This is a genomic window from Sphingobium sp. B12D2B, from assembly GCF_025961775.1.
Lineage (GTDB): Bacteria > Pseudomonadota > Alphaproteobacteria > Sphingomonadales > Sphingomonadaceae > Sphingobium.
Genome location: NZ_JAOQOH010000001.1, coordinates 2,258,946 through 2,274,560, shown reverse-complemented (window position 1 = coordinate 2,274,560; position 15,615 = coordinate 2,258,946). Strand labels below are relative to the sequence as shown.

Annotated in this window: 14 protein-coding genes; 7 read left to right on the top strand and 7 right to left on the bottom strand. The window is 66.2% G+C overall.

Translation table 11 applies throughout. The features are described from left to right. Positions 1 to 55: 55 nt before the first annotated feature. The 3 genes from ilvD to M2335_RS10770 all read left to right on the top strand — a co-directional run bounded on the left by ilvD (position 56) and on the right by M2335_RS10770 (position 4,557). Positions 56 to 1,780, top strand: a complete 1,725-nt coding sequence (ilvD, locus tag M2335_RS10780) for a dihydroxy-acid dehydratase (protein ID WP_264594676.1) — start codon at positions 56 to 58, stop codon at positions 1,778 to 1,780. Between the two features lie 195 nt (positions 1,781 to 1,975). After that, positions 1,976 to 3,346: an NAD(P)H-hydrate dehydratase gene (locus tag M2335_RS10775; RefSeq protein ID WP_264594675.1), complete on the top strand. Its 1,371-nt coding sequence runs from the start codon at positions 1,976 to 1,978 to the stop codon at positions 3,344 to 3,346. Continuing rightward, positions 3,343 to 4,557, top strand: coding sequence for a class I SAM-dependent RNA methyltransferase (locus tag M2335_RS10770; protein WP_264594674.1), 1,215 nt, complete (start codon positions 3,343 to 3,345; stop codon positions 4,555 to 4,557). Before M2335_RS10775 ends, M2335_RS10770 begins: the two co-directional genes overlap by 4 nt. Here the strand turns inward: M2335_RS10770 and M2335_RS10765 are convergent. From M2335_RS10765 to M2335_RS10740, 6 genes are all read right to left on the bottom strand, one after another. Further along, positions 4,547 to 4,984, bottom strand: coding sequence for an MAPEG family protein (locus M2335_RS10765; RefSeq protein WP_264594673.1), 438 nt, complete (start codon positions 4,982 to 4,984; stop codon positions 4,547 to 4,549). The genes M2335_RS10770 and M2335_RS10765 overlap by 11 nt on opposite strands. Positions 4,985 to 5,048: 64 nt before the next feature. After that, positions 5,049 to 6,242 carry a type III PLP-dependent enzyme gene (locus tag M2335_RS10760; RefSeq protein ID WP_181559376.1) on the bottom strand — a complete coding sequence of 398 codons (1,194 nt, stop codon included), beginning with the start codon at positions 6,240 to 6,242 and terminating at the stop codon, positions 5,049 to 5,051. Positions 6,243 to 6,522: 280 nt separating this feature from the next. After that, positions 6,523 to 7,863: a methyl-accepting chemotaxis protein gene (locus M2335_RS10755; protein WP_264594672.1), complete on the bottom strand. Its 1,341-nt coding sequence runs from the start codon at positions 7,861 to 7,863 to the stop codon at positions 6,523 to 6,525. A 101-nt stretch (positions 7,864 to 7,964) separates the two neighbouring features. Then, entirely contained in the window at positions 7,965 to 9,152 is a 1,188-nt protein-coding gene (locus M2335_RS10750) for a carboxynorspermidine decarboxylase (RefSeq protein ID WP_264594671.1), read from the bottom strand. 67 nt (positions 9,153 to 9,219) lie between these two features. Continuing rightward, positions 9,220 to 9,597, bottom strand: a complete 378-nt coding sequence (locus M2335_RS10745; RefSeq protein ID WP_264594670.1) for a hypothetical protein — start codon at positions 9,595 to 9,597, stop codon at positions 9,220 to 9,222. Further along, a complete protein-coding gene (locus M2335_RS10740) occupies positions 9,597 to 10,805 on the bottom strand; it encodes a saccharopine dehydrogenase family protein (RefSeq protein WP_264578684.1) in 1,209 nt (402 codons plus the stop codon). The genes M2335_RS10745 and M2335_RS10740 overlap by 1 nt, the downstream gene beginning before the upstream one ends. 53 nt (positions 10,806 to 10,858) lie before the next feature. On the opposite strand from M2335_RS10740, the gene M2335_RS10735 reads away from it, so the two are divergent. After that, positions 10,859 to 11,854 (top strand): threonine/serine dehydratase, encoded by a 996-nt coding sequence (locus M2335_RS10735; RefSeq protein ID WP_264594669.1) that lies wholly within the window; start codon positions 10,859 to 10,861, stop codon positions 11,852 to 11,854. A 3-nt stretch (positions 11,855 to 11,857) separates the two neighbouring features. Here M2335_RS10735 and cls read toward each other — a convergent pair whose 3' ends face one another. Continuing rightward, the gene (cls, locus tag M2335_RS10730) at positions 11,858 to 13,267 is read right to left on the bottom strand and encodes a cardiolipin synthase (RefSeq protein ID WP_264594668.1); all 1,410 of its coding nucleotides are present in this window, start codon (positions 13,265 to 13,267) and stop codon (positions 11,858 to 11,860) included. Positions 13,268 to 13,406: 139 nt separating this feature from the next. Here cls and M2335_RS10725 point away from each other — a divergent pair, with 139 nt between their 5' ends. Genes M2335_RS10725 through M2335_RS10715 form a run of 3 tightly spaced genes read left to right on the top strand, consistent with a single transcriptional unit; the run spans position 13,407 to position 15,612 of the window. Then, positions 13,407 to 14,612 (top strand): DUF3419 family protein, encoded by a 1,206-nt coding sequence (locus M2335_RS10725; RefSeq protein WP_264594667.1) that lies wholly within the window; start codon positions 13,407 to 13,409, stop codon positions 14,610 to 14,612. Positions 14,613 to 14,624: 12 nt separating this feature from the next. After that, positions 14,625 to 15,287, top strand: a complete 663-nt coding sequence (locus M2335_RS10720) for a class I SAM-dependent methyltransferase (RefSeq protein WP_413716144.1) — start codon at positions 14,625 to 14,627, stop codon at positions 15,285 to 15,287. A 52-nt stretch (positions 15,288 to 15,339) separates the two neighbouring features. Next, the gene (locus M2335_RS10715; RefSeq protein WP_264580013.1) at positions 15,340 to 15,612 is read left to right on the top strand and encodes a hypothetical protein; all 273 of its coding nucleotides are present in this window, start codon (positions 15,340 to 15,342) and stop codon (positions 15,610 to 15,612) included. Positions 15,613 to 15,615 lie beyond the last annotated feature (3 nt).

Here is a 15,615-nt window from a genome sequence, read left to right as displayed (position 1 = left end):
CTTGCAAGCCGCCCCGCAACGGGCCTAGAGCGCTGCCCGCAGGAAGGTGAATGAAATGACCCACAGCTTCGACAAATCCAAACTCCCCAGCCGCTACGTCTCCGTTGGCGTCGAGAGCGCCCCCCACCGCAGCTATTATTACGCGATGGGCTGGAAGGAAGAGGATATTGCCAAGCCGTTCGTAGGTCTCGCCTCCGCCGGCAATGACAGCGCGCCGTGCAACACCACACTGGATACGCAGGCCAATTGGGCGCGCGAGGGCGTGATGGCTGCGGGCGGCACGCCGTTCCGGTTCAACACCATCACGGTGACCGATGGCATCGCCATGGGCCATCAGGGCATGAAGAGCAGCCTCGTCAGCCGCGAGGTCATCGCGGACTCGGTCGAACTCTCGGTGCGCGGCCACTGCTATGACGCGCTGGTGACCTTCGCCGGTTGCGACAAGTCGCTCCCCGGCATGATGATGGCGATGCTGCGCCTCAACGTGCCCAGCATCTTCGTCTATGGCGGCTCCATCCTTCCCGGCCAGTATAAGGATCGCGAGGACCTGACCGTCATCGACGTGTTCGAGGCTGTCGGGCGGTTCGCCGCCGGCAATTGCCCGCTCTCGGAAGTCACCGCCATCGAGAAGGCGGCCTGCCCGGGTCACGGCGCATGCGGCGGCCAGTATACCGCCAACACCATGGCCTGCGTCGGCGAGGCCATCGGCCTGTCGCTGCCGAACAGCAACATGGTGCCGGCGCCCTATAAGAGCCGTCAGGAAATCGCTGTCGCGGCAGGCAAGCAGATCATGGAGCTGCTCAAGATCAACCTGCGCCCGCGTGACATCTGCACGCGCGAAGCCTTTGAGAATGCCGCCCGCATCGTCGCGGCGACCGGCGGTTCCACCAATGGCGCGCTGCACCTTCCGGCCATGGCCAATGAATGCGGCATCGACTTCTCGCTGTTCGACGTGGCCGAGATCTTCAAGACGACGCCGTACATGGCTGACCTCAAGCCGGGCGGCAAATATGTCGCCAAGGACATGCATGCCGCCGGCGGCATCTACATGCTCATGAAGTCGCTGGCCCAGACCGGCCTGCTGCACCTCGATTGCATGACCGTCACCGGCAAGACGCTGGGCGAGAATATCGACGAGGTAACGTGGAACCCGGACCAGAAGGTCATCTACGACGCCAAGACCCCGATCACGCCGACCGGCGGTGTCGTCGGCCTCAAGGGCAGCCTTGCGCCGGAAGGAGCGATCGTGAAGGTCGCGGGCATGAAGCGCCTGCAGTTCACCGGCATCGCGAAGGTGTTCGAGCGCGAGGAAGAGGCCTTCGCCGCCGTCGAGGCGCAGCAGATCGTAGACGGCGATGTCGTCGTGATCCGCTACGAAGGCCCCAAGGGCGGCCCCGGCATGCGCGAGATGCTCTCGACCACCGCTGCGCTTTACGGGCAGGGACTGGGCGAGAAGGTGGCCCTCATCACGGACGGGCGCTTCTCGGGCGGCACGCGCGGCTTCTGCATCGGCCATGTCGGCCCGGAAGCAGCGGACGGCGGCCCCATCGCGCTGGTCGAGAATGGCGATACGATCAGCATCGATGCCGAGGCCGGCACGATCGATCTGGTGGTCGACGAAGCCGTGTTGGCCGAGCGCCGGGCGAAGTGGCAGCCGCGCCAGAATGATTATCAGGCGGGTGCCCTGTGGCGCTACGCGCAGAATGTCGGCCCGGCTTGGCAGGGCGCGGTGACGCATCCCGGCGCCAAAGCGGAGAAGCATGTCTTCGCTGATATCTGACGTATACGCCCCCTTCCTGTTCAGAGGAGGGGTGGCGTGCGCTTTGGCGCGCCTCTTGGGGCAATCACACCGCCGTGCTCCTGCGAAGGCAGGAGCCCAGGGCGTATGCGACTGTTCTGACCGCCCTAGGCTCCTGCCTTCGCAGGAGCACAGTGGTGGATCAGGAAACCTACGCTCTTCGCGATGCAGTCAGCAATGACCGCCGCGCCCATCCTCACCGTCGCCCAGATGCGCGCAGCCGAGCAGGCGCTGTTCGATGCCGGCACAGATCCCTACGCCCTGATGCGCCGGGCCGGCGAGGGCGCGGCGGAAGTGATCTTCCGCGCGGGCGCGATGCGCGATGTGCTGGTGCTCTGCGGCCCCGGCAACAATGGCGGGGACGGCTTCGTCATCGCCCGTGCCCTGCGCGATCTGGGCGTGCCCGTCCGCGTGGCGGCGCTGGGCGAGAGCGGAACGGACAGCAGCCGCAAGGCGCGCGCCGATTGGGGCGGCCCGGTCGAGGATATCATGCTTGCCGAACCGGCGACGCAGTTGGTGGATGCGCTGTTCGGCATCGGCCTCACGCGCGGCCTGTCGCCGGAGCTGGCGGTGCGGCTCGGCGCCTTGGTGGAGGCCGCGCAACTGAGCTACGCCATCGACGTGCCAAGCGGCGTGGAGAGTGATGCCGCGCTCGCGCTCTCCCCAGTGCCGGTCTTCACCCATTGCCTCTCGCTGGGCGCTTGGAAGCCCGCCCATATGCTGATGCCGGCGCTCGGCTTCGCCCATCAGCGCTGGCTTGTCGACATCGGCATCGAGGCGCCGGTGGACGCCGTGCGGGTTCTTCAACCGCCATCGATCCGGCCTCCGGACCGTGATGCCCACAAATATTTGCGCGGTCTGGTCTGCGTCGTGGCCGGCGCGATGCCGGGCGCGGCCGCGCTCGCAGCGGAGGCGGCGGCGCACAGCGGTGCTGGCTATGTGCGGCTGATCGGGCAGACTGCGCCGGCCAGTCCCCAAAGCCACGCCATTGTGTGCAGCGAGCACTTCGAGGTGGATCGCGCCAAGGCGCTTCTCGTCGGCCCCGGCCTTGGGCGCGATGATGTCGCATGGCGCACGCTCCTCACGGCCTTGAGGGCAGGGGTGCCGACCGTCGCCGATGCGGATGCTTTATGGCTCATGGGCACGCGCGGTCGGCCGGAAGCGCCACCTCCTGCCGTCGTCACTCCGCATGAAGGCGAGTTCCGCCAGTTGTTCGGCGAACAATCGGGCAACAAGATCGATCGCACCCGCGCGGCGGCGGCCGATATCGGTGCCGTCGTGGTGCATAAAGGCGCGGACAGCGTGATCGCCGCGCCCGATGGACGCTGCGTCGTCGCCCCGCCGGCTTCGGCATGGCTCTCGACCGCCGGCACGGGTGATGTGCTCGCCGGCTTGTGCGCGGGCCGTCTGGCGGTTACGGGCGATGCCTTCACCGCTGCCTGTGAGGCCGTCTGGCTGCATGGCGAGGCTGGCCGCCGTGCCGGCGCGGCCTTCATTGCCGACGATCTCGTCGGTTGCCTTCCTGCTGCCCTTGCGAGTGCCTCATGACCAGCCCCGATCCCGATCTTATCGTCCGCATTGCCGCGCGAGGCGATGGCGTGACGGCGGATGGCCGCCATGTGGCGCTGAGTGCGCCGGGCGACCGTCTGCGCGCCGATGGCAGCATCGAGGCCGGCCCGCATCATGTGACGCCGCCGTGCCGGCATTTCCCGCAATGCGGTGGCTGCCAGCTCCAGCATCTCTCTGACGACGCCCTCACCGATTATGTGGGTGACCGGGTCGCGGGAGCGCTGGCCGGGCAGGGGCTGAGCGCGCAGGAGGTCGCGGCGCCGCACGTCTCGCCGCCGCATAGCCGTCGTCGGGCCAGCCTGCGGGCGCTGCGGCTCGGCAAGCGCATCCAGTTCGGCTTCTCGGAGCAGGGCAGTCATAAGCTTATCGATCTGCGCGAATGCCCGGTACTGGACCCGCACCTTTTCGCGCTCGTCGCCCCACTACGCGCGCTCTTTGCGACGATGCTGCCGGATCGCCAGCCCGGCGAGGCGGATTTGACGCTGGTGGACCAGGGCGTGGATGTCGTCCTTTCAGGCCTGCGGGTCGATGGCCTCGCGCATACCGAGGCGCTGCTTGAGTTCGCCCGGGAGAACCAGCTCGCCCGGCTCATCCTGATCGATGACGATGCCCCGATGACCATCTGGGAGCCGGAGCCGGCGACGGTGCGCTTTGGCAAGGTCCTCACTGGCTACCCGCCACGCGCCTTCCTGCAGGCGACGCAGGACGGGGAGGCGGCTCTGGTTGCCGAGGTGCGTCAGGCATTGGGGGGCGCAGCCATGGTGGCTGACCTGTTCGCGGGTCTCGGCACCTTCGCCCTGTCCGTCGCCAATGATGTGCCGGGGCGCAAAGTCTATGCGGCGGAGGCCGCCCGCGATCTGGTGATGGCCCTGCGCGGCGGGGGCAATCGCCTGCCCGGTCGCATCTTCCCGGAGCATCGCGACCTGTTCCGCCGTCCGCTCACCCCGGCGGAACTCAACCGCTTCGATGCCGTCGTGCTCGATCCGCCTCGTGCCGGCGCGCGCGAGCAGGTGGCGCAGATCGCGGCCTCACGGGTGCCGCTGATCGTCTATGTCTCCTGCAATCCGGCCAGCTTCGCGCGGGATGCAGTGATGTTGGCCGAGGCAGGCTACCGCATCGAGCGGGTGAAGCCCGTCGGCCAGTTCCGCTGGTCGACCCATGTCGAGCTGGTCGCGACCTTCAGGCGCTGAGCCGTAGCGCGGCGAGCAGGCCGTTGACGGCCAGCACCGCCAGCAGGATCGACGAGAGGAAAAACAGGCTGGCGCGCACCGGAATGGTGTTCACCTTCGCTTGCCACACGCTGTGGACGATGCGGATGCCCACATAGGCCCAGGCGAGGGCGATGTTGGCCGTCGTGCCCTGGCCGAGTAGCGCCAGGCCGATCGCCGTCACGTAGAAGATCGTCGGCTGCTCCATCAGATGCGCATAATTGTGCGCCGGCCAGTTGATCTCGCGCGGCAGCATCCGGTCGAGATCCTGCCCGCGTCCGCCGCGTGCCTGCTCGGGCGAGATTTTGAGCTTGCTGAGCGCCGGGAGCCGCAGCGCGACCATCCAGATGAGCATCACGATGGACCAGAGCACCAGCGCAAACACCGGCAGCAGCAGATTGACCGACATGAAAAAGCCTCCCCGAAACTTGTCCGGGGAGGCTGTCTCATTCTGCCAGGCTTGGCAATCCGCTTTAGCGGCGCAGTTGCACCACGTTGGACTGCTGCGGGGCCGGCTCTTCCTCACGGTAGAGGCTCGCCATCGGCTCGTCAGCGACCTGTGCGACGCTCTCCGCGCCGAAGCCGTTGAAGTCGGTGCGCATGGCATTGCCATAGGCGCCGAGCATCCCGATCTCGATATAATCGCCCGCCCGCACGTCAGCAGGGAGCATGAACGGGCCGGCCATATGGTCCATGTCGTCGCAAGTCGGGCCATAGAAGCTGAAGGCTTCCTGATCCGCCTCATTGGCTTCGGCGCGCAGCAACTGCACGGGGAAGCGCCAGCCAAGATGCGCAGCATCGAACAGCGCGCCATAGGCGCCGTCGTTGATGAACAGCTCGTTGCCGCGACGCTTTTCCACGCGCACGAGCAGCGAGCTATATTCCGCGCACAATGCCCGGCCCGGCTCGCACCACAGCTCGGCCGAATAGGAAATCGGCAGGCTCTCGAAGGCGCGGTGAATGGCCGAGAAATAATGGCCGAGCGGCGGCGGCTCCATGCCGGGATAGGTGGAGGGGAAACCGCCACCCACATCCACGATGTCCACCGTCACCGATGCATCGACAATCGCGGCGCGCACGCGCTCGATCGCCTGCACATAGGCGTGGGGCGACATCGCCTGGCTGCCGACGTGGAAGCAGATGCCGAGCGCATCGGCCGCCTGACGGGTGGCCTGCAGCAGCTCGCGCGCATCGGCGAGATCGCAGCCGAATTTGGAGGCGAGGCTCAGCTTGCTGTGCTCGGAGGAGACGCGCAGGCGCACGCACAGCTCAAGGTCCGGCGCGCCACGGGTGGCCCGCACGATCTTCTCCAGCTCCTCGAGCGAATCCAGCGAGAAGGTCCGCACGCCATGCTTGAAATAGGCCTCGCGAATGGCTTCCTCGGCTTTCACCGGATGCATGAAGCAGAGCTTGGCCTGCGGCAGCGTCCGCGCGACCAGCCGAACCTCGGCAATGGACGCGACATCGAAATGCGTGATTCCAGCCGCCCACAGCGTTTCCAGCAATGCGGGCGAGGGATTGGCCTTGACGGCATAGAGCGAGCGCCCCGGGAACTTCGTCGAGAAGTATCGAGCTGCGCGGGCAGCTGCCTGCGGGCGAATAAGCGTTACCGGTGCTGCCGGTTTGAGGGAGAGAGCTACCCCCAGCGCGCTATGATGCTTGTACAACTCAAGGGACCTCCAGTGGATTGCAGTCGAAAAGAGCTGCCTTGCGGTGGAAGTCCCATGGGGCAGCAGGGGTGCGCATATATGACCTGCGGACCCCCCTGTAAAGATCGGGGGGCAAAATTGAGTCACGCGCTGCGGCGCTGGAAAGTGCCGGAAAGTCTGGCTTTTTCGTAATGGCGCTGCAGCGATGGCGCAATTTCGGTGCAGGATCGGACGTGTCGCAAACCCGCCGGATCGGGTGGCGCGGTTGCGGCGAGTCGAATCTGAGCGCGAATGCGCTTCAATCAGCGGCGCCGTCGCGCATCGCGATGTCGCTCAGGAACCGCTCCACCCGCCGCGAGAGGCTGCTCGATGAGTCGCTCAGATCATGAGCCGTCCGTGCCAGATCCTGCGCGCCTTCAGCAGCGGATCGCGCATTGCCGGAGATGCGCACGATATGCGCCTCGATGTCCTTGCTGGCCGAGGCCGCCTGTTCGGTGCCGGCGGCGAGATGGAGGGAGAGGGCTCGCTGCGCGCTGACCGTCGCGGTGACGCCATCTGCGATCTGCTTGACGCTGGCGATGACGCGCTCGAGGCCCGCTTGTGCCCCGGTCACCGCCGCGACCGTGCCTCGAACCGTCAGCGCATGGGTGCGAATATCCTGCGCAGCGGCGCCCGTCTTCTGGGCAAGGGCGCGCACTTCATTGGCGACGACGGCAAAGCCGCGCCCGGCTTCTCCAGCCCGCGCCGCTTCGATCGAGGCGTTGAGCGCGAGCAGCTTGACCGATCGGGCCAGCGTTTCGATCGTGACGGTGATCGTTTCGATGGATTGCGTGGCCTGATCGAGCGCCTGCGCTTGCGCGGCGCTGGCGTCCACTCGGGAAACGGCTTCGGCGGCGACAGCCCGCGCCTGCTCCGTTTCCTGGTCGAGCCGCCCGAGCGATTGCACCAATGCGGCGCTGGAGCGCGCCACCTCGTCCATCATCGCGCCGGTCTGGCCGGCGGCGGTGAGCACGTGCAAGGCGTGGTCGGTATTGTCCTGGCTCCGGGTGGCGGTGCCGTTGGCCGTATCCTGGAGCAGCGAAGCCATATCGCCAAGCGCCGTAGAGAGGCTCTGGATGTCCTGCTCGAAGGCCGCGCTCACCGCGCGTAGTCGCGCCAGTTCCGCGTCGCGCGCGCGCCGCTGCCGCACCTCCTGCGCGTTGATCGCCCCGAGAATGGCGGCATTCGGGACGAAGCCGGCATAGCGGCCCCCGCGCGTCACGATAATCGCTTCCTTGCCACCGTCGCGCGCATGGACGGCGAGCAGGCCGGCAAGGCCTTTGTCCATCTCGACCACCGGACAGTGCTGCATCCGCTCGCCAAAGGCGATGGTGATGCCGGGATTGCTCAGCAGGGCATAGCCATAGGGGTTGAAGAGGATATTGCGGACATCCTCCTCATAGATGGCGCCAATTGGGCGATCCGCCTGATCGACCAGCGGGAGAAGCCGCAAGCCCATGTGCTGGCGAAACAGCGCGACAATCTCCATGGACGAGGCGCCTTGCCGCGCCTTGATCTGTTCGCTGCCCGGCATCCGCAGCCGGGCGACAGCGTCCTCGTCATCCTGTCCGTCGATCTGGAAAGAGGCCGCATGCATCATGCCACGCCTCTAGAAGCCGGACGGTAAACTTTTGGTTATCCAGTTCGAATGAGGCGAGGGAATTCAAGGGCTTATTGTGACAGTTTTATGTCATTTCCATGTCAGCTCAGCCGGCCCTTGAAGTCCTCATAGCTGAACTGGCGGATTTCTTGCAGTTCGTCCGTCTCGCTGTCCCACAGCCAGATGAAGGGCAGCGGCACGCCGTTGAAGGTGTTGGTCTTCACCATCGAATAATGCGCCTGATCGAGGAAGGCGATGCGACGGCCCGGCTCGGCGGGGACGGGCAGGCCATAGTCGCCGATGATGTCCCCTGCGAGGCAGGAGGGGCCACCCAGCCGCACCAGATCGCCACCGGGTTGCTCGCCGAGCATGGCGGGGCGATAGGGCGCCTCGATCACGTCCGGCATGTGGCAGGTGGCGGAAATATCCACGATGGCCACCGGCATGCCGTTGTCGATCACGTCGAGAATCTCGCCCACGAGGATGCCCGCATCCAGCGCTACGGCCTCGCCCGGCTCCAGATACACGTCGAGCCCGGTCTCACGGCGGACCTGCTGGAGGAAGGCGACCAGCTCATCGCGCTGATAGTCGGCGCGGGTGATATGATGGCCACCACCGAAGTTCAGCCATTTGAGCTGAGGAAAGAAGCGCTTGAGGCTAGGCTCGACCGAGGCCCATGTCCGGCCAAGCGGCACGAAATCCTGCTCGCACAGCGTATGGAAATGAATGCCGTCCACGCCCTCAAGATGCTCAGGGAGTAGCTGGTCGATGGGGAAGCCGAGCCGGCTGTTGGGCTGGCAGGGATCATATTTCGCCACCTCGCCCTCGGCATGGAGCGGATTGATCCGCAGCCCCACGTCAAAGCTCATGCCCTGCGCGCGCTGCGCGTCGAGAATGGGCCGGAAGCGCGCGTGCTGGCCGGGCGAATTGAAGATGATATGGTCAGAAAGCACGCAGATCTCGGGCAGGTCCGCCGCCTTGTAGCCAGCGCAATAGGTCGCGACCTCGCCCTTCTCATCCAGCCCGGTATATTCTTCGCGGCCCAGTCGGGCCTCGTAGAGGCCGGAGGCGCAGATGCCGTCGAGATAGGCCGAAACAGTCGGCCCGAGCGACCACATCGAGAAGGCCTTGAGCGCGGCCAGCATCTTGATGCCACCCCGGTCCCGCACGTCCTTGAGGATCGTCAGGTTGCGGCGGATGGCGGCGGCATCGACCACAAAGGCGGGCGAGGGCACGCGATTGAGGTCGAAGCGCGCAAAGGCGCCGGGGTCGCCGGCTCGGGTTTCCATGGGGTCAGCTCCGCTCAAATCATGTCATGGCGCGGCTGCAACCGCCGCGCCTTCATCGATGCACCGATCAGTCGATGCACATAGACCGAACGACCTTGCCGCCATCGAGTTCGGCAAAGCATCCGAATAATTTGTTGTCGGCCTGGCAGCGGCCGGGCGCCTTCTGCTCATCGAGCGGCAGCGCGCCGTTCTTGCCGGGCTGGGCGAGACAGCGGCCCTGACAGTCCTTCTTCGAGGCGCAGCTCTTGCCCGCATCCGCATAGGGCACGACGCACATGACTGTCTGCGCGCGTCCCCGTGCCTGCAGCGAGCCGCCCTGGCGCGCGCAACTGTTCAGCTCGGAAGACGGCACGCCATCGACCAGGCCGATCTGCGGCGCGCAGCCTCCCAGAGCGAGCGTCAGGACGGCGCTCGCCAGCCCGATGCGGATGCGCAGGGCGCCCATCAGAAAGGCAGCGGTCCGTCGAGTTCCTTCACCTGCCACGGCAGGCCATGCTTGTTCAGCATGTCCATGAACGGGTCGGGATCGAGCTGCTCGATGTTGAACACACCAGCGCCGGACCACAGGCCCTGCAGCATCAGCGCCGCCCCGATCATCGCCGGCACGCCCGTGGTGTAGCTCACCGCCTGGTTGCCGGTCTCGGCATAGGCATCCTCATGGTCGCAGATGTTGTAGACGTAGAGGGTCTTGTCCTTGCCGTCCTTGCCAAGGCCGGTGGCAATATCGCCGATGTTGGTCTTGCCCTTGGTCGTCGGGCCAAGGCTGGCGGGCTCGGGCAGCACGGCCTTGAGGAACTGCAGCGGGATGATCTCCACGCCATTGTAGATCACCGGGTCGATCCGCGTCATGCCAACATTCTGCAGCACTTCGAGATGCTTGAGATAAGCATCGCCGAAGGTCATCCAGAAGCGGATGCGCTTGATCTCGGGCAGATGCTTGGCAAGGCTCTCCAGCTCCTCATGATACATGAGGTACATGTTCTTGGGCCCGACCTGCTCGAAGTCGAAGCTCTGCTTGTAGGAGAGGGCGGGGGTCGTGACCCACGCACCATTCTCCCAGTGCCGTGCGGGCGCGGTCACTTCACGAATGTTGATCTCGGGATTGAAGTTGGTGGCGAAGTGCTGGCCATGATCGCCCCCATTGCAGTCCAGAATATCGAGCGTGTCGATCCGCTCGAAATGATGCTTCTTGAGCCAGCTCGCGAAGACGCTGGTGACGCCGGGATCGAAGCCGGAGCCGAGCAGCGCCATGAGGCCGGCATCCTTGAACCGGTCCTGATAGGCCCACTGCCAGCTATATTCGAAATGCGCCTCATCGCGCGGCTCGTAATTCGCCGTGTCCATATAATTGACGCCCGCAGCAAGGCAGGCATCCATGATCGCGAGATCCTGATAGGGCAGGGCCAGGTTTACGACCAGCTTGGGGCCGATCTGCTTGATGAGCGCGGTCGTTGCGGCCACGTCGTCGGCGTCCAGCGCATAGGTGCTGATGGCAACGCCCGTGCGCTCTTTCACGGAGGCGGCAATCGCATCGCATTTGGAGACCGTGCGGCTGGCGAGGTGAATGTCGCTGAAGATGTCCACATTCATCGCCATCTTGTGGACCGCGACCGATCCGACGCCACCTGCGCCGATGACCAGCACCTTGCTCATCTGTTAGTCTCCATGAAGTCGAATCGACAAGCGCCTGCATATAGGGGGGCTCTGTGACAGAACAAGAATTGCTCGATCCGCTTCGTGCGCCGAGCCGCGAAGGCGTGTTGCGCGCGGCGGACAAGATTGCCGCGCTGCTGCCGCCCACGCCGCTTTTGCCTCTGGAGGTCCAGGGGCGGACGATCTGGTGCAAGGCGGACATGCTCCAGCCCATCGGTGCCTTCAAGATCCGGGGCGCCTGGCATCGGCTCAGCGATCTGACGGCGGAGCAGCGGGCGCGCGGGGTGGTCGGCGTCTCCAGCGGCAATCACGCGCAGGGCGTGGCTTGGGCCGCCCGGCGGCTCGGCATCGCCGCGACCATCGTGATGCCGAGCAATGCGCCCCGCGCCAAGCTGGCGGCGACCCTGGCGCTGGGCGCCAAGGTCCATCTCTATGATCGCGCGAGCGAGGATCGCGACAGCATCGCTGCCGATCTGGTCGCGACGACCGGCGCGACCCTCGTTCATGCCTATGGCGATCCGTGGATCATCGAGGGGCAGGGCACGCTCGGGATTGAAGCGACGGCGCAAATGAAGTCGCAACTCGGGCGCGGACCCGATCGCATCGTTGCCTGCTGCGGGGGCGGGGGCCTCTCTGCCGGTCTCGCGCTGGCCTGCCCGGATGCGGAGCTCTATCTCGCCGAGCCGGAAGGCTATGACGATCTGCTTCGCTCGCTCGCCGTCGGCAGCATCCAGTCGGTGGACGACCTGGCCTTACCTACCGATTGCGACGCGCTCCAGACGCCGCGCACCTTCCCGATCAATTTCGCGGTGTTGCAAGGCCGGGCCAGCGGCGGTGCCGCCGTGACGCCGATGGAGGTCGCGCAGGCCATGCGGGTGGTCTTCGAGAAGCTCCATCTGGTCGTTGAGCCCGGCGGCGCTGCGGCGCTGGCTGCCGTGCTCGCGGGCAAGGTGCTGGTGACCGATGCGACGCTCGTTACCCTCTCGGGCGGCAATGTCGACCGGGAGACGTTCACCCGCCTGCTGGAGCTCGCCGACCGGGCGGGCTGAGGCTCACAGCAGCGAATCCACCAGCCGGGCGATGTTCTCGGCGAGCCGCCGGGTGCGCGAGCGCGCGCGCCATGCTGCCGGCGTCAGCGTCGTGGAGGCGGCGAGATAGCCGTCATGAATTGCCAGCACCTGCGCAATCGAGGTGGCGTCATAGATCAGCAGGCTCGCCTCTTGGTTGAGCTGGAACGAGCGCAGGTCGACATTGCTCGATCCCACCACGGCCAGCTGGTCATCGATGCTGAGCGTCTTGGCGTGGAGCAGTTCGTTGGGGAACAGGTGGATCGAGACGCCGGCGTCCAGCAGCTCCTGATAGAAGGAGCTTTGCGAGAGGCGAACGAGCGGCTGATCCGCCACGCGCGAGAGAATGAGGTCGACCTTGACCCCGCGCGCCACCGCTGCGCCCATGGCGCCGAGCACGTCCTCGCCCGGCACGAAATAAGGGCTGACCATGACGACGTGCTGGCGCGCCTGATGCAATTGCCAGACCAGCAGCGTCTCGAACCCGGCGAGCGGATAATCCGCGCCGCTCGGCAGCAATTGCAGGCATGCGGTCCCGGCGGTGTCCGTCGGGGCAGGGGAGGCGCCGGGCGGATCGCCAGACTCCAGCGACCAGTCGGCACGCACCAGCGCCGCCATGCTGGCGACGACTGGCCCCGTCACCCGCGCGACCAGTTCGCGATTGACCACGCCGGGCCGGAAATCGCGCGCGACGATGTTCTGGGAGCCGGCATAGCCGATCCTGTCGTCGATCACGAAGAGCTTGCGATGATTGCGCATATCGCGCCGGGTTCGCGCCCGGATCAACCGCAACGGCAGCGTTTCGCACACGCGCACCCCCTTGGCGCGTAGCAGCGCCTGCGTCCCGCGCCGCCATGGGCGCGAGCCGACCGGATCGAACAGCACCCGCACGTCCAGACCGCGCTGGACGGCCCGGCCGAGCGCGGCGGCCACGCGCTGGCCCACGGCATCGTCGGCGAAGATGTAGACGAGCAGGTGGACGGACTGTTCGGCGGCATCGATATCCGCGACGAGCCGGTCCACCACCGCATCATAAGCGTCGATAAGCGTGATGGCATTGCCGTCAGTGGCGGGCATATGGCCCAAAGTGCGTGCGAGCGCCGCGATGGGCTCCGCATCGGCAAGCGCGGGCTGATGCCGCTGCTGCGCTTGCGCGGTCGCGGCGAAGAAGGGCTGCAAGGCGCCGAACCGCTCGCGCCGCCACGCCGGGAAGCGCGGACTGCCGATGGCGAGAAACAAGAGCAGGCCGGGCACCGGCAGGAAGAAGATCAGCAGCAGCCACGCCCGCGCCGCCGCAGGTGTCCGCCGCAAGGGCACGACGGCAAGCGCGCCGAGGCGGATGAGCCATTCCAGCGCGTACCAGATCTGATCGAGATGGGGTGATGACCCTGCCATGCCCGATCCTAGCGTGAGCGCTCCGCCAGAGCCAAGACCATTGCACGCAGCCTCGTCACCAATCTGCCATCGCGCGGTCACGGGCCTGACATGCATGGCGCCTAGCGGGGCGTCAGGTGGACCAACAGGGGAGCCGTTCATGCCGCATGTCATCGATCGCGCCGTCATCAATCATGAGGCGACCACGCGCGAAGGCCTTCTCGAACGCGCCTTCGCCTTCGCGTTTCGGGGCCTGGTCTATGCGCAGATCTGGGAAGACCCGGTGGTGGACATGGCGGCGCTGGCGATCACGCCGGAGAGCCATGTCGTGACCATCGCCAGCGGCGGCTGCAATGTGCTCTCCTATCTGACCGCCGATCCTGCGCGCATCACGGCGGTCGATCTCAACACGGCGCATATTGCGCTCAATCGGCTGAAGCAGGTCGCGGCGCAGCAATTGCCCGATTATGCGAGCTTTCACCGCTTCTTTGCCGAGGCCGACAGCGCGGAGAATCTTCGGGCCTATAAGGCCTATATCCGCCCGCATCTGGACGAGACCGCGCGCCGCTATTGGGAAGGGCGCGATCTGGTGGGGCGCCGCCGCATCGGCATGTTCCGCTCCGGCGCATACAAGCGCGGGCTGCTCGGCGGCTTCATCGGTGCGGCGCATCTGGTGGCGCGGCTGTACCGCATTGATCCGCGCGAACTGCTGGCCGCCCGGGACATGGATGAGCAGCGCCGCATCTTCGAGGCGCGACTGGCGCCGATCTTCGAGCGCAAATTCATCCGCTGGCTGACCGACCAGCCCGCCTCGCTCTTCGGCCTCGGCATTCCTCCGGCGCAATATGATGCGCTTGCCGGCGATGAGAAAATGGCCGCCGTGCTGCGCAAGCGGCTTGAGCGGCTCGCCTGCGACTATGATCTCAAGGCCAATTATTTCGCCTGGCAGGCCTTCGGGCGCGGCTATGGCCGCCATGCGGATGCGCCGCTGCCGCCCTATCTCCAGCAGGATCATTATGAGGCGGTGAAGGCGCGCGCCGACCGGGTCGATATCCGTCACGCCAATATGACTGACTGGCTCGCCCAGCAGCCGGATGCCAGCGTGGATCGTTATGTGCTGCTGGATGCGCAGGACTGGATGAACGACGCGCAGTTGATTGCGCTCTGGTACGAGATCACCCGCACAGCCCGCCCCGGTGCGCGGGTGCTCTTCCGCACGGCGGCCGAGCCAAGCCTGCTGCCGGGGCGCGTGCCTGATCAGATTCTGGAGCGATGGCATTATCATGGCGAAGACTCGCTGCGCTTCACCCGCGCCGACCGCTCGTCCATTTATGGCGGCGTGCATCTCTACAGTTTGAAGGGCTAGGCTGTGTCGCACATGGACCGCATCGGCGCGGCAAGCGAGCGCCATGCCGGCGCGATGGATGCGCAATATGCGCTGCAGCGGCATGTCTACGACATCACCCGCAAATATTATCTGCTGGGGCGGGATCGGCTAATCCGCGATCTGGCCGTGCCCGCTGGCGGATCGGTGCTGGAGATCGGTGTGGGCACCGGGCGCAATCTCGCGCTGGTCGCCCGGCATTATCCGCAGGCGCGGCTCTTCGGGCTCGATATCTCGGCGGAAATGCTCAAGTCCGCGCAGCGCAATATTGCGCATGCGGGGGCGCACTCGCGCACGCTGCTGGAGCGCGCCGATGCCGCCCGGTTCGACCCGCAGGCCTTGTTCGGCGAGCCGGGCTTTGACCGGGTCTATATCAGCTACAGCCTCTCGATGATCCCGCAATGGGAGGCCGCGCTGGCGCAGGCGCTCTCGGTCGTCGAACCGGGCGGGTCGCTCCATATCGTCGATTTCGGCCAGCAGGAGCGGTTGCCCGCCTGGTTCCGGGCGGCGTTGCGGGGCTGGCTCGATCGCTTTCACGTCACGCCGCGCGAGCCGCTCTTCGCCGTGGCCCACGGCCTTGCCGCGACCTATGGCGCGGACCTGTCCTGCCGTGCCCTGTATCGCGGCTACGCCTGGAGCGTGACGATCCGGCGGTGAGCGCCGTCGATTTCGGCTGCGTCCGGGCCGTGCCTGCCTTATGCTGGCGGCCATGGATTTTCATGACCTGATGCTGCGCTATTTCGGCAAGACCGAACTGGAAGAGGTGCCTCCCGAGGCGATGGGCGCCGGAATCGAGCGGATGCGCGTCGATTTCGGGCTGGAGAAGGATCCGGGCCGGCGCTTCGGCCTATGGGCGCTGATGCACATGCTCGGTGGCGCGCCGGACCTGGACGTGGCCTTCAAGGACCCCGCCGAGCGCGCGGCCGCCCGCAATTTCATGGATATGGCCGCGCGGCTCACTGACGCCGACGAAACGGGCTGATGA

Excerpts from the sequence above, each read along its gene's own strand:
- ilvD (WP_264594676.1), top strand. The coding sequence starts at position 56 with ATGACCCACAGCTTCGACAAATCCAAACTCCCCAGCCGCTACGTCTCC.
- M2335_RS10775 (WP_264594675.1), top strand. The coding sequence starts at position 1,976 with ATGACCGCCGCGCCCATCCTCACCGTCGCCCAGATGCGCGCAGCCGAG.
- M2335_RS10770 (WP_264594674.1), top strand. The coding sequence starts at position 3,343 with ATGACCAGCCCCGATCCCGATCTTATCGTCCGCATTGCCGCGCGAGGC.
- M2335_RS10765 (WP_264594673.1), bottom strand. The coding sequence starts at position 4,984 with ATGTCGGTCAATCTGCTGCTGCCGGTGTTTGCGCTGGTGCTCTGGTCC.
- M2335_RS10755 (WP_264594672.1), bottom strand. The coding sequence starts at position 7,863 with ATGATGCATGCGGCCTCTTTCCAGATCGACGGACAGGATGACGAGGAC.
- M2335_RS10750 (WP_264594671.1), bottom strand. The coding sequence starts at position 9,152 with ATGGAAACCCGAGCCGGCGACCCCGGCGCCTTTGCGCGCTTCGACCTC.
- M2335_RS10745 (WP_264594670.1), bottom strand. The coding sequence starts at position 9,597 with ATGGGCGCCCTGCGCATCCGCATCGGGCTGGCGAGCGCCGTCCTGACG.
- M2335_RS10740 (WP_264578684.1), bottom strand. The coding sequence starts at position 10,805 with ATGAGCAAGGTGCTGGTCATCGGCGCAGGTGGCGTCGGATCGGTCGCG.
- cls (WP_264594668.1), bottom strand. The coding sequence starts at position 13,267 with ATGGCAGGGTCATCACCCCATCTCGATCAGATCTGGTACGCGCTGGAA.
- M2335_RS10725 (WP_264594667.1), top strand. The coding sequence starts at position 13,407 with ATGCCGCATGTCATCGATCGCGCCGTCATCAATCATGAGGCGACCACG.
- M2335_RS10720 (WP_413716144.1), top strand. The coding sequence starts at position 14,625 with ATGGACCGCATCGGCGCGGCAAGCGAGCGCCATGCCGGCGCGATGGAT.
- M2335_RS10715 (WP_264580013.1), top strand. The coding sequence starts at position 15,340 with ATGGATTTTCATGACCTGATGCTGCGCTATTTCGGCAAGACCGAACTG.